The following is a 12,746-nucleotide window of genomic DNA, read 5'->3' as shown; positions in this document are numbered from 1 at the left end:
GAGGCGTGCCGTCACGAGACCTGCACGGCCTGGTCGGCCTTGAGCGTGCCGTCGCGCAGCCACCACGTGGTGAGCGAGGCGCCGGTCGGGCAGCAGTTCGCGTCGCTGGGCCGGTACCAGAGCTCCTTGACGGTGACGGCGCCCTTCTCGAACCGGGGCTCTGCCAGCGCCGGCACGTGCGGCGCGTCGTCGCGCATCGTCGTCGCGCTGATCTCGCCGACGAGCTCGAGCTGTCCCCTGTCCGCCCTCACGACGACGAACCCGAACGCGAGCTGGCTCGACGCCGTGCCGCCCCCGTTGTCGCAGCCGACGTTGACCGCCGCCTCGTCCCTGCCGTCCGCGTCGATGTCGCCGTAGCGCACGAAGTTGTCGGTGCTGAGCCACAGCCCGACCTCGCCCCACGTCGTGGAGGTGGCGTTCGCCTTGCCCTCCAGGAACCTCACGGGTCCCTCGACACCGCAGAACGCGGCGGTGAGCGTCGCCTGCTGCCAGTCCACGGCGTGCAGGTCGTCGGGTGCGGTGCCGAGCGGTGACCTGCCCGTGGACGTGGGCGCGCTCGTGACGGCCGTCGTGTCACCGGTGTGAGAGGCATCGGTGATCTTCGGACCGGCCGACGGCTCACCACAGGCCGTGAGCAGCAACAAGAGCGGGAGAACTCGTCTCACGATGGGTTCCCTTCACGCGCAGGGCGGGTCGTAAGGGATGTCAGGAAGGTACTGCCGCCACACGGTTTCCGGAATGGCCGGCGAGTCGCCGCAAAGGCGTGCCAGCAGCCTCGGCGTGTCGATGCTGCAGATGGTCGTGCGGATGCGCTGGCGTGACGTGGCGACGGGCAGCGCCACCAGCACGGAGATCGTGGCGGTCACGGTTCGCTTGGTGCGGAGTCGGCGAGCACCGACTCCCACTGCGGGTTGCGCGCGTCCAGCTCGACGTCGCGGAGCCCGCGCAGGTCGACGCACTTCGGCTCGGGGATCCCCTGCAACACCTCAGGCGGCACCGTGGTGCGCCCGGTGTCGAGAACCCCGTTGTCCCACACTGCTTCCCCATCGGTGAGCAATACGAACAGGCTGCGGCGTCCGCAGTTCTCCAGCCACCACGCCACTTCCTTCGCCACCGCGCCCTACACCTCGGTTTCGCGAACTTCTCGATGCGCTCCTGCAACGATGGACCCAGCGCATGATCCGTCGCGTGGCTGTACGAGATGAACGCGGCGTAAGTCCTCGCATCCGGCATCCGGTCCCCTCCGCTGTCTGGGTGAACACCCATCCATCGCCTCGGAACGGGCCTCCGTCAGGGCGGTGCCGTGGTAACACACGTTTGGTATCGCACGATCACCGTTGTCGGAAGAGGGGAAATACATCCGGATGGACGAAAAGCACCTTCCGGGCTTTTACCACGACGCGGAGGAGGTGGCCGGACGCGGGCAACGTCGCACGATGCTCTTCAGCCGGGTGCGGTTGATCGGTGCGGTGGGCGCGGCCGTGGGCGGTGCGTTCAAGTGGAAGGTCGCCGGCAGCGAAGTCGACATCTGGGCGTGGGTCGCGCTGGGCGGATTCCTGGTCGCGCTGTTCGGTGAGCTCCTGCTGTGGGTGATACACCCGGAGCTGAAGTGGAACGCCGGGCGAACGGTGGCCGAGCGCGTGAAGTCCCTGGCCTGGCGCTACGCGGTGGCCGGCGATCCGTTCCCCGACACCAGCCAGGCCCCGCGCAAGGATCTCGACCTGGCCATCGCCGACGCCGTCAAGGAACACCGCAAAACAGTCATGCTCACCAGCTCGAACGACACAGGTGACCAGACGATGGCCGATCTGCGCACCAAGCCGTTCGCCGAGCGCAGGAACATCTACCGCGAGAACCGCGTGCAGCAACAGCTGAACTGGTACCGCGGCAAAGCAGCGATGAACGAGACACGCGCGAACGTGTTCCGCGTCCTGTTGATCCTCGGCGAGCTCGTGGCGATCGTGTTCGCGGTCCTGCGCCTGCTGGGAACCTGGGACGTCGACATGTCCGGCGTGATGGCCGCGGCAGTCGCTGCCGGCGCGGCGTGGATCGGGCTGCGGCAGTACGAGAACCTGCGCGTGGCCTACGCGACGGCGGCCGGCGAGCTCGCGGACGTCTATCAGCGACTCCCCTACGTCAAGGAAGACGAGTGGGCCGCCACCGTCGCCGAGACCGAGGCCGTGATCAGCAACGAGCACACCGCGTGGATGGCGTCGCGACCGAGCGCGGCCTGAGATCTGGAGAGATTCGTGGAGAAGTCCGAACCGCTGAGGGTCTTCGTGGCCATGCCGGGCGAGATGCTCGGCGAGCACACGCAGTGGACCGACACCCAGGAGATCAAGGACGACCTCTACGAGGACGTCCGGGTGATGCTCGAGAAGCGGCTCGGCAAGGCGGTGGAGATGCAGATCGAGAAGGAGCGGCAGAAGTCCGGCTCCATCCACCACTCCATGTATGGCGAAGCGCTGACCGCCCCCGTCTACATCGCTGATCTGACCGGCGCCAACGCCAACGTCTACCTCGAGCTCGGTGCGAGGTGGGCGCTGCGCGACAACGTCACCATCATCACCTGCCAGCACAAGGCGGACCTGCGCTTCAACGCGGACACCTACCGGTACGCGCAGTACGGACAGGGACCGAAGGAGCTGCGGGCCGCCAAAGACCTGATCGTCAACATGATCGTGAACGGACTCGACGACTTGGACCACGTCGACAACCCGGTCCGTTCGGGGCGCGATCTCGTGGTGTTCTCCCGAGCCGAGCTGACGAAGCTGCGAGGAGAGATCGCACGACTGGAACACGCCCGCGGCGACGACCTCTTCAGGGAGGCGATGAGCGCCGAGGGCGATCATCGCATCGCCAAGCTGCAATACCTGCTCACGATCAACGACGCGAGGGCCGATGCGCACGGAGAGCTCGGCAAGGCACTGCTCGCCAAGCGACTGTTCGGCGAAGCTGTCGTGCGCCTCGACGCGGCGACCCGGCTGCAGCCGGGCGTCGCGGACTGGTGGCGCGCGCTCGGTGTCGCCCAGAGTCGCAAGGGGGACTACACCGCCGCGGTGGCGTCCCTGAGCGAAGCGGTGAGGCTGAATCCCATGGACGCCGATGCGTACTCGAGCCTGGGCGGTGCGCACAGAAGGATCGCACGCGAGTCGGGGGACAGGTCCGAGCTGGTCAAAGCCAGGGACTGCTACCGCAAAGCCGGCGAGATCAAGGACGACGACCTCTACTCGCTCGCCAATCTCGCCCGGCTCGACGTTCTGCTGGCCGAGGACGCGGAAGCACAAGCGAACGCGCTGCGCAGCTTCCGCAGACTCCACACGCTCGCCACTTGGCTGACCGAGGACAAGCACGCCCCGTGGGCGTGGCTTGACCGTGCGGAGACCTCAGCCTTCCGCGGCGAGGCAGAAGCGGCGATGGATGCGCTGCGCACGGGCCTGGAGCAACTCCCGGAGTCCGAGAGAGCCGGCACGGCGGAAGTCGCGGTCGGGCCGTTGCGGGACACCGTCGCCGTGACATGGCTGGACTCGTCGATCACCGACACGCTTCGAGCGATGCTCGACGAGTACAGGACCTACCTCTGACTCCGGCTCGGAGCGCTGCCGGCCAGGTCAGCCCAGGGCTTCGACGACCCTGGTCACCACCGCCCTCTCCGCCACCGCCACCTCGCCGTCCGCCACGGCCACCGAGCGGCACATCTCCGCCACGGCGGCGCGGAAGATCGCCACGTCGCGTGGCTCGCGGGCGTTGATGATGTCCACCGAGGAGCGCAGCGCCGCCAGGACGCCCGCCTCCACATCGGACGCCGAGCCTCTCGGCAGGGTGGGCGGCGCGGCGTCGATGACGGCGCGCAGGTCGTCCGAGAGCAGGGTCATGGCCCTGATGCCGGCGTGGCTCTCCTGCTCGACCGAGCCGGGGTCCGCCGTGGACACCAGCACCATGGCACCGAAAACGGCCGTGCGGAGGGTCTGCCCCTCCGCCTCCGTGTACGCAGTCATGGGCGCAAGCCTATGCAACGATCAGTGGTTATGAGTGCGGGTCAGGTGCTCGGCGCCAACATCAGGGCGTTCCGGCAGCAGCGCGGGTTGTCCCTGTCAGAGCTCGCGCGGCGGTCGTCCATCGCCAAGGGCACGCTGTCCCAGCTGGAGAGCGGGTCTGGCAACCCGACCATCGAGACGGTGTTCAGTTTGTCGAACGCTTTGGACGTGCCGGTGTCCGAGCTGGTGACCGAGCGGACGGCGCCGGACGTCGTGCTGGTGCGGTCGGCCGATGTCGAGGTGCTCAGCAGCAACGCCGTCGACCTGCGGCTCATGCGGCGGATGGACATCGGCGACACGGTGCTGGAGATCTACGACCAGCGCGTCCGGCCCGGTGCCACGCAGACCACCGAAGGTCATCCCGGCAGGGAGCACGTGCTGGTCACGAGCGGGAAGCTGCGGGTAGGGCCGCCGGACAGGCCGTACGAGCTGGGGCCGGGCGACTACGTGTGCTTCCCCGGTTCGCTCCCCCACCTGTACGAGACGGTCGGGGGCGAGGTCAGCTCGGTGCTGGTGCTGGAGTATCCGAAGCACTAACGTTCATTCTATTGAACGGAGGTGGCGATGAACCCGGACGTCGTGGTCATGGGCGCGGGCATCATCGGGGCCGCGTGCGCCCAGGCGTTGAAGGCGCGCGGGCTCGACGTGCTCGTCGTCGACCGCCGCGGACCGGCTTCGGGCACCAGCGCGGCCGGCGAGGGCAACGTGCTGGTCAGCGACAAGGGGCCGGGGCCGGAGCTCGACCTCGCCCTGGCGAGCCGGGAGCTGTGGCCGGAGCTGGCCGGGGACGCCGAGTGGGAGGAGAAGGGCGGCCTGGTCGTCGCCACGACTCCTGACGCCGCCGAACCCCTGCGAGCCTTCGCCGCGGGCCAGCGGGCGGTGGGCGTCGACGCCCGCGAGATCACGGCGGAGGAAGCGCTGGTCCACGAACCGCACCTCAACCCCGCGATCACCGCGGGCGTCCACTACCCGCAGGACGCGCAGCTCAACCCGGTCAAGGCCACCAGGAGCCTGCTGCGCGGCATCACGGTCCGCCATGCCGAGGTGTCCACAGCGGACGGCCGGAGCGTGACGACCGCCGACGGCGTGATCAGCTGCGGCGCCGTCGTCAACGCCACCGGCCCGTGGGCGAGCAGCTTCGGCGTCAACGTGCTGCCCCGGCGCGGCGTCGTGCTGGTCACCACCCCGATCCCCGGCACGATCCGGCACAAGGTCTACGACGCGGACTACGTCGGCGCGGTCGCGAGCGGTGACGCCGACCTGCAGACCTCCGGCGTCGTCGAGTCGACGCAGGCCGGCACGGTCCTGATCGGGTCGAGCCGCCAGCGCAGGGGCTTCGACGACACGATCGAGAGCAGGGTGCTCGCAGCGCTGGCGCGCAGGGCGATCGCGCTCTTCCCGATGCTGGCGGCCGTCCCGGTCATGCGCGCGTACGGCGGCTTCCGCCCGTACGCGCCGGACCACCTGCCGATCATCGGCGAGGACCCGCGCACGCCCGGTCTCTGGCACGCGACCGGCCACGAGGGTGCGGGCGTCGGCCTGGCGCCCGCGACCGGACGCCTGCTCGCCCAGCTGCTGACCGGCGAGACCCCGCTCGTCGACCCCCACCCGTTCCGCGCCGACCGCCAGGAGGTGCTGCTGTGAAGGTGACGTTCAACGGCCTGCCGCGCGAGGTCGCCCACGTCGCGGAGTTGTTGCCCGGCAGGTTCTTCTGCGGCATCGGCGTGTGCTTCGGCTGCGTCGCGGAGATCAACGGCGTGCCCGAGGTCCGCGCGTGCCGCCACCCGCTGCGCGACGGCGACGAGATCAGGACGACGTCATGAGGGTCGTGCCCGGAAAAGTAGTGGTGGTGGGTGCGGGACCGGCCGGGATGGCCGCCGCCAGGACCGCGGCCGACGCGGGCGCCGAGGTCACGATGGTCGACTCCGAGCCCGAGGCGGGCGGGCAGTACCTGCGGGGACGGGCGAGGTTCTGCCACCCCCGCGTCACGCACCTCAAGAACACCGAGGCCTGGCTCGTGGAGGGGAACACGCTCCACCTGCGCGGATCGGAACGGCTGCGGTTCGACGCGCTGGTCATCGCCACCGGCGCCTACGACCGGCCGCTCCCCTTCCCCGGCTGGGACGGCCCCGGCGTCATCACCGCGGGCGCCGCCCAGGCACTCGCCAAGCAGGGCGTCACGCTCGGCGGACGCGTGATCGTCGCGGGCACCGGCCCGTTCCTGCTGCCGGTCGCGACGGCGTTGCGGGACCTCGGCGCCACCCTCGTCGGTGTCTACGAGGCGTCCTCCCCTGCCAGGTGGCTGCGCGAGGCCGGAGCGATCGCCGCGAACCGGCACAAGATCGGCGAGCTCGCGCGCTACCGGAAAGTGCTGCCACGTCTGGAAACCCGCACCGCCGTGATCGCCAAGCGCGGTGACCGCGTGACCGTCGCGAAGCTCGACAGCCGGTGGCGCCCGGTCAGCCACCGCACCGAGCACGCCGACCTGGTCTGCATCGGCCACGGCTTCCTCCCCCGCACCGACCTGCTGCCGGACGCCAGCCGCACCAACGATTTCTACGACGTCGACGACCACCAGCGGACGTCGGTCGAGAACGTCTACGCGGCGGGCGAGGTCACCGGCATCGGCGGCGCCGACCTCGCCGAGGCGGAAGGCGTCATCGCCGGAGCCCGCGCGGCCGGGCAGGAGCCACCGCGGAAGGCCGTGGAAGCCGTGCGCCGGGGCCGGTTGTTCGCCGCAGCTCTCGGCCGGGCGCACGCCGTCCAGCCGGGCTGGAAGACGTGGCTGAACCAGGACACCACCGTGTGCCGCTGCGAGAAGGTCAGCCTCGGAGACCTCGGCGACGCCACCACCATGCGCGAGCTGAAGCTCACCAGCCGTGTCGCGATGGGACGGTGCCAGGGCCGTGTCTGCGCCCGCAACGCCTCCGAGCTGACCGGCGTCCCGTTCGACGACCAGCGCCGCGTGATCGCGGTCCCGATCCCCCTCGGCGAACTCGCCGACCTCCAGGAGGACAACTCATGACCGAACGTCTCGACGGCGTCATCGTCGCCACCGCGCTCCCCTACGCCGAGGACCAGAAGGCTCCGGCGGGGCTGCGCCCGGACCTGGACAAGTTGGCCGAGCACTGCCGGTGGGTCGTCGAGAACGGCTGCCGCGGCGTGGGTCCCAACGGTTCGCTGGGCGAGTACTCGTCGCTGACCGACGCGGAACGGCGTGAGGTCGCGCGGACCGCCATCGCGGCCGTGAAGGGGAAGGGCATCGCGGTCATCGGCGTGCACGGCGCCGGCGCGCACCAGGCCCGCCACTGGGCGGAGCTGGCGGCCGAGGACGGCGCGGACGGCGTGCTGTGCCTGCCGCCCACCCTGTACCGGGCCAACCGCGCCGAGGTCGTGCACCACTTCCGCGAGGTCGCGAAGGCCGGCCTGCCGATCATGGTCTACAACAACCCGATCGACACCAAGGTCGACCTCACGCCCGACCTGCTGGCCGAGCTGGGCCAGATCGAGAACGTGGTGGCGGTCAAGGAGTTCTCCGGCGACGTCCGGCGCGTGCTGGAGATCCGCGCGGCCGCCCCGCACCTCACCGTCGTGGCGGGCGCGGACGACGTCGTGCTGGAGAGCCTGCTGATGGGCGCGACGGGCTGGTTCGCGGGCTACCCCAACGTCTTCCCCGCCGAGAGCGTCGAGCTGTACACCCTGGCCCTGCGCGGCGAGGTGGAGAAGGCCCGCGCGTTGTACGAGAAGCTCGTGCCGGCGTTCCGCTGGGACTCGCGCACCGAGTTCGTGCAGGCGATCAAGCTCTCGATGGACCTCGTCGGCCGCTACGGCGGTCCGTGCCGTCCCCCGCGCGGCCCGCTGTCGCAGGCCCAGGTCGACCAGGTGACCGCCGACATGGAGCTGGCCACGTCATGAGGTTCGCGAAGTACTACAGCGCCGTCGACTCGCACACCGAGGGCATGCCGACGCGGGTGATCACCGGCGGCGTCGGCGTCATCCCCGGCGAGACCATGGCCGAGAAGCGGCTCAACTTCATCAAGGACCACGACCACATCCGGCGTTTCCTGGTCAACGAACCTCGTGGGCACGCGGCGATGAGCGGCGCGATCCTGCAACCCCCGACGCGTCAGGACGCGGACTGGGGCGTGCTGTTCATCGAGGTCTCGGGTCTGCTGCCGATGTGCGGCCACGGCACGATGGGCGTCGCGACCGTGCTGGTGGAGACCGGCATGGTCGAGGTGACCGACCCCGTCACGACCGTGCGGCTCGACACCCCGGCCGGGCTGGTCCTCGCCGACTACGACACCCGCACGAAGCTCGTGACGATCCGCAACGTCCCGGCGTACTCGCACGAGCTGGACGCCGTGGTCGACGTCCCGGGACTCGGCGAGGTCCGCTACGACATGGCCTACGGCGGCAACTTCTACGCGATCCTCCCGCTGGAGCGGCTCGGCATCCCCTTCGACCGCGCGGAGAAGGACAGGATCCTGGCCGCCGGACTGTCCATCATGGACCGGATCAACGAGGTGAACCGCCCGGTGCACCCGGTGGACGCGGAGATCAGCGGCTGCAAGCACGTCCAGTTCACCGCGCCCGGCCAGGACGGCGCCCACTCGCGCAACGCGATGGCGATCCACCCCGGCTGGTTCGACCGTTCCCCCTGCGGCACCGGCACCTGCGCGCGGATGGCGCAGCTGCACGCCCGCGGCGAGCTGGAGATCGGCGCGGACTACGTGAACGAGTCGTTCATCGGGACGCGGTTCATCGGCCGCCTGCTGGAGGAGGTCCCGCTGGGCGACAGGACGGCGGTGCTGCCGACGGTGGCCGGACGTGCCTGGATCACGGGGATGGGCCAGTACCTGCTCGACGAGACCGACCCGTTCCCTGAGGGGTTCACGCTGTAGCTGACCACCGGTTTCCTGCGTTCCGTTACCTTCGAAAGGCTCCCCAAACGGCGAAACGCCGGTTAGCGTGCGCTGGTGCAGTTGCCGTGGAGAGCCGCGCCCAGGGCGGCGCTGTCGAGTCCGCTCACCCTGGTGGTGAGCATCGCGACGACGTTGCTGCTGGGCTTCGTCGTGGCCGCGGCCGTGCTGCACTCCTCCTCCGCGGGCAGCGCCGCTCTCGTGTACCAGGAGGGCAGGATGTGCCCTCAGTCCGTGCACCCGTTACTCGACGGCGAGGGCCTTCCCCTCTCCGGCGCCGTGTCGATGGCGGCGCGCGCCGACCTGGGTGCCGTCTACACGCGGATCGGGCGGCCCGACTTCAACGGCCTCGCTACCTACGGCCGGTTCGGCTACCGCCCGGACGCGACGTCGCACCTGACCGTCGTCGAGGGCGGCGGCGCGGGGCTGTGGGTGCCGCGGACCATCGCCACCGCGGCGAAGGTGCGGGTGGGCGACCGGCTGACCGGGTCGCCGCTGACCGTGGGCGCGATCTACGCCGATCTCGCGCACCCGGTGTCCGGCTGGTGGTGTTCCGAGGTGAAGACCGTCGTGCCGAACCCGTTGGGCGGTGACGGCGACAGCACCTCGGTGATCTGGGTGGCCCAGCCGTCCGACCTCGGGTCGCTGCCGCCGGAGTTCTCGCCGGGCGCCTCGGTGTCCCTGCGCTTCCCCACCGCGCCACCGTCGACGCTGGCCGACGCCGAAGCGTTGCGGGACAAGGGCAACGCGCTGGTGGCGTCGCTCGGGCTGCCGTTGACGCGCACAGACCTGTTGTCCGGCGCCATCACGGCCGCGCGGACCTCGGAACGCAACGTGTCCTCCGCGCTGCTGCCGCTGGTGCTCATCAGCGTGCTGGTCGGGCTCGCGGGCGTCGGCACGGTGACCGTGCAGTGGGCCCAGCGGCGTCACTCCGAGCTGCGGCTGCTGTGGGTGCGCGGGGCGGGCCCGGTGGCGCTCGGCTTCCGCGGGGTGCTGGAGCTGGGACTTCCGCTGGTGGCCGGCGGCCTGCTCGGTCTGGTCGCCGCGCGGCTGTTGCTGCCGCTGTACGCGCCGGGGGTCGCGCTCGCGCCCGGAACGCTCTGGGTGGCGCTGGCCTTCGTGCTGGCCGTGGTGGCCTTGAGCTTGTCCGTGACCGTGTTTGTCGCGGCGTGGCGGACGCACCGCACGTTCCAGCGACGTGCCCGCTCGTGGCGGCTCGCGCTGGTGCCGTGGGAGCTGGTGGTCGCGGGGCTGGCCGTCCTGGCATGGTTTCGCCTGTCCCGCAACGGTTTGGGTACCACTCTGAAGGCCGCCGAGCTGCCGCGGATCGACGTGGCGGCGCTGACGTTCCCGCTGCTGGTGGTGCTGGCGGCGGCTCTGCTCGCGACCCGGCTGCTGCGCTGGTCCCTGGTGTGGTCGCACCGGGTGCAGTGGTGGAAGGTCCCGGCCGCGCAACTGGCGTTGCGCCGTCTCGCGGCGGCCGTGGGTTCCGTGACCGGTGTGGTGCTGGTGGGTGTGCTCGCGGTCGGCACCATCGCCGTCGGCAGCTCGGTGGCCGGCGCGCAGCGGTCGGCGCTGGACTCGAAGTCGGGCGTGTTCGTCGGCGCCAACAGCACCGTCCAGGTGTCGCAGGACATCGCGCTCGGCCGCGTGGCGCTGCCGTCGTCGTTGCGGGGCAACACAACACTCGTGGGCGTGAGCACGGGCGCGCTGGTCGTGGACCCGGCGACGTTCACCGACGCGGCCGTGCTGACCGACCCCGCCGAGGTGCGGACGCTGATCTCCGGCCTGCGCCGCACCGGCAACGCCGCCCCCGCGCTGCGCATCGGCCGCGCGCCGGACCAGGAGATCCAGATCCCCGGTCTGCCGCTGCTGAAGCCCGTGGCCTCGCTGCCGACGTTCCCGAAGCTCGGCACGCGCGGCTACGTGCTGCCCCGCGACTCGGTGCCCGCCACCGAACAGGTGGGCTCGTGGCACCTGTGGTCATCGCTCCCGTTGTCGTCGCTGACCTCCTCGCTGCAGGCCGCCGGCATCCACTACACGAACGTCGCCGACCGCGCCCGCGTGCTGGACGGCCTGCCGTTCCTGACCGTGGAGTGGACCTTCGGCTTCGTCACGGCGATCGGCGTCGTGCTGGCCGTGGTCGCCGCCGTGGCCCTGCTGCTGGCCATCGAGGTCCGCCGCCGCCAGAACGCCGTCTCCGGCGCCCTGTCGACCCGCATGGGCATGCGCCCGTCCGTGCTGTGGTCCAGCCACCTGCTGGAGGTGGGAGCGCTGGCGTCGCTGGCTTTGGTGGTGGGAGCGCTGGCGTCGTTCGTGAGCGCCGGCGTGGCCGTACCGCGCCTGGACCCCGCGCCGTGGCTGAACCCGGCGCCTTCTCTGCCGAACCCGGCACCGCTGGTCAGCACGATGGTGCTGGGCGGCGTGGCGGTCGTCCTCGTGGCGGCATGGCTTGCGTTGCGCGGCATCCGCACCGCGCGGATGGGAGAGCTGCTCAGGTGATCCGCGCCAGTGGCGTAGGGGTGTCCTACGGTTCCGTGCGCGCCGTCGAGGACGTGTCGCTGTCGATCGCGCCAGGCCTCACCGTGCTGTCCGGCCCCTCCGGTTCCGGCAAGTCGACCTTGCTGCGCGTGCTGTCGCTGGTCGAACGCCCTTCCGCCGGCGAGGTGTTCGTGCGCGGCACCGCCACGTCCTCGCTGTCCTGGTCCCAGCTGCGTGCGTTGCGGCGCAAGGAGATCGCGGTGGTCTTCCAGAACCCGGCCGACAACCTCATCTCGCACCTGACGGTGGGCGAGAACCTCCGTGCCGCCGGGGCCGCCGACCACTCGTTGCTGGACACCCTGGGACTGGGCGGTTCCGCGACCTGGCGGATCGGCGCTCTGTCCGGCGGGCAACAACAACGGCTCGCCTTCGGGTGCGCTGTGGCCCGCGGGGCTTCCGTCGTGGTGGCCGACGAGCCGACCTCGCAGCTGGACGTCCGATCCGCGGACCTGGTGCTGGAGACGTTGTCCTCCCTGCCCGTGCCGGCCGTGGTGGCATCGCACGACCCGCGGTTGGTGGAGATGGCGGACCTCCGCATCCCTCTGGCCGCGTCATGATCCAGGCGTGCGGGGTGCACCGGGCCTTTGGCGGCGTCTCGGTTCTGCGGGGCGTCGACCTGTCCGTCGGCGCCGGGGAGCTCGTGACGTTGAGCGGACCTTCCGGCTCGGGCAAGACCGCGTTGCTGTCGTTGTTGTGCGGCTTCGACTTCCCGGACAGCGGGTCGGTGACGCCAGGGCTGGCTTCCTGGTCCGCCTGCGCGGTCCTGCCGCAGTCGCTGGGGCTGGCGTCGGAGCTGACGCTGGAGGAGAACGTCGCCCTGCCGCTGCGGCTGGCCGGTCGGGAGGTGGCCGGGGTCGCCGAGTTGCTGGCGGAGCTGGGAATCAGCGGGCTGGGTGCCCGGTTCCCCGGACAGGTCTCCTTCGGACAGCGGCAACGGGCGGCGCTGGCCAGGGCCGTGATCGCCCGGCCTGCCGCTCTGCTCGCCGACGAGCCGACCGCTCACCTGGACGCCGCCAGTGCTGCGACCGCTGTCGGGTTGTTGCGGCGGGTCGCCGATGAGGGGGCGGCGGTGTTGATCGCCACCCACCACGACGCGGTGCATGCTGTTGCTGACCGGGTTCTGGTGTTGGCGGACGGGCAGGTTCGTTGACCCTGCCGCTTGGCGGCGCTGTTTCGCGTGTGGTCGCTTGTCGCGACTTCGCCGCGATGCGATCGGGACTTGAGTGGGTGGTGGCTCGGCTTCACC

Annotated in this window: 15 protein-coding genes; 11 read left to right on the top strand and 4 right to left on the bottom strand. The window is 70.8% G+C overall.

Annotated features, from left to right (window positions below; translation table 11 throughout):
- Positions 1-11 precede the first annotated feature (11 nt).
- The 3 genes from VM306_RS13375 to VM306_RS13365 are packed head-to-tail and all read right to left on the bottom strand — an operon-like array spanning position 12 to position 1,114.
- Complete coding sequence (locus tag VM306_RS13375) at positions 12-665, bottom strand: hypothetical protein (RefSeq protein WP_325514751.1); 654 nt, start codon at positions 663-665, stop codon at positions 12-14.
- Positions 666-677: 12 nt separating this feature from the next.
- Complete coding sequence (locus VM306_RS13370; RefSeq protein ID WP_325514749.1) at positions 678-866, bottom strand: hypothetical protein; 189 nt, start codon at positions 864-866, stop codon at positions 678-680.
- The gene (locus tag VM306_RS13365; protein ID WP_325514747.1) at positions 863-1,114 is read right to left on the bottom strand and encodes a hypothetical protein; all 252 of its coding nucleotides are present in this window, start codon (positions 1,112-1,114) and stop codon (positions 863-865) included. The genes VM306_RS13370 and VM306_RS13365 overlap by 4 nt, the downstream gene beginning before the upstream one ends.
- 250 nt (positions 1,115-1,364) lie before the next feature.
- Here VM306_RS13365 and VM306_RS13360 point away from each other — a divergent pair, with 250 nt between their 5' ends.
- Together VM306_RS13360 and VM306_RS13355 are read left to right on the top strand one after the other, a co-directional pair.
- A complete protein-coding gene (locus VM306_RS13360) occupies positions 1,365-2,234 on the top strand; it encodes a DUF4231 domain-containing protein (protein ID WP_325514745.1) in 870 nt (289 codons plus the stop codon).
- A gap of 15 nt (positions 2,235-2,249) precedes the next feature.
- Complete coding sequence (locus tag VM306_RS13355; protein ID WP_325514743.1) at positions 2,250-3,584, top strand: tetratricopeptide repeat protein; 1,335 nt, start codon at positions 2,250-2,252, stop codon at positions 3,582-3,584.
- Positions 3,585-3,611: 27 nt separating this feature from the next.
- Here VM306_RS13355 and VM306_RS13350 read toward each other — a convergent pair whose 3' ends face one another.
- Entirely contained in the window at positions 3,612-3,998 is a 387-nt protein-coding gene (locus VM306_RS13350) for a hypothetical protein (RefSeq protein WP_325514741.1), read from the bottom strand.
- Positions 3,999-4,028: 30 nt separating this feature from the next.
- On the opposite strand from VM306_RS13350, the gene VM306_RS13345 reads away from it, so the two are divergent.
- From VM306_RS13345 to VM306_RS13305, 9 genes are all read left to right on the top strand, one after another.
- Positions 4,029-4,574, top strand: coding sequence for an XRE family transcriptional regulator (locus VM306_RS13345; RefSeq protein ID WP_325514739.1), 546 nt, complete (start codon positions 4,029-4,031; stop codon positions 4,572-4,574).
- Between the two features lie 27 nt (positions 4,575-4,601).
- Positions 4,602-5,681, top strand: a complete 1,080-nt coding sequence (locus tag VM306_RS13340; RefSeq protein ID WP_325514737.1) for an FAD-dependent oxidoreductase — start codon at positions 4,602-4,604, stop codon at positions 5,679-5,681.
- The gene (locus VM306_RS13335) at positions 5,678-5,860 is read left to right on the top strand and encodes a 2Fe-2S iron-sulfur cluster-binding protein (RefSeq protein ID WP_325514735.1); all 183 of its coding nucleotides are present in this window, start codon (positions 5,678-5,680) and stop codon (positions 5,858-5,860) included. Before VM306_RS13340 ends, VM306_RS13335 begins: the two co-directional genes overlap by 4 nt.
- The gene (locus VM306_RS13330) at positions 5,857-7,062 is read left to right on the top strand and encodes an FAD/NAD(P)-binding oxidoreductase (protein WP_325514733.1); all 1,206 of its coding nucleotides are present in this window, start codon (positions 5,857-5,859) and stop codon (positions 7,060-7,062) included. The genes VM306_RS13335 and VM306_RS13330 overlap by 4 nt, the downstream gene beginning before the upstream one ends.
- Positions 7,059-7,952: a dihydrodipicolinate synthase family protein gene (locus tag VM306_RS13325; RefSeq protein ID WP_325514731.1), complete on the top strand. Its 894-nt coding sequence runs from the start codon at positions 7,059-7,061 to the stop codon at positions 7,950-7,952. The genes VM306_RS13330 and VM306_RS13325 overlap by 4 nt, the downstream gene beginning before the upstream one ends.
- Positions 7,949-8,941: a proline racemase family protein gene (locus VM306_RS13320; RefSeq protein ID WP_325514729.1), complete on the top strand. Its 993-nt coding sequence runs from the start codon at positions 7,949-7,951 to the stop codon at positions 8,939-8,941. Before VM306_RS13325 ends, VM306_RS13320 begins: the two co-directional genes overlap by 4 nt.
- A 75-nt stretch (positions 8,942-9,016) precedes the next feature.
- Complete coding sequence (locus VM306_RS13315) at positions 9,017-11,461, top strand: ABC transporter permease (protein ID WP_325514727.1); 2,445 nt, start codon at positions 9,017-9,019, stop codon at positions 11,459-11,461.
- Complete coding sequence (locus tag VM306_RS13310) at positions 11,458-12,057, top strand: ABC transporter ATP-binding protein (RefSeq protein ID WP_325514725.1); 600 nt, start codon at positions 11,458-11,460, stop codon at positions 12,055-12,057. The genes VM306_RS13315 and VM306_RS13310 overlap by 4 nt, the downstream gene beginning before the upstream one ends.
- A complete protein-coding gene (locus VM306_RS13305; RefSeq protein WP_325514723.1) occupies positions 12,054-12,650 on the top strand; it encodes an ABC transporter ATP-binding protein in 597 nt (198 codons plus the stop codon). The genes VM306_RS13310 and VM306_RS13305 overlap by 4 nt, the downstream gene beginning before the upstream one ends.
- The last annotated feature ends 96 nt before the right edge of the window (positions 12,651-12,746 follow it).

This window comes from Lentzea sp. (assembly GCF_035525475.1).
Taxonomy (GTDB): Bacteria; Actinomycetota; Actinomycetes; order Mycobacteriales; family Pseudonocardiaceae; genus Lentzea.
Note: the sequence above shows the minus strand (reverse complement) of the source record. Positions and strands in the feature narration are given on the sequence as shown.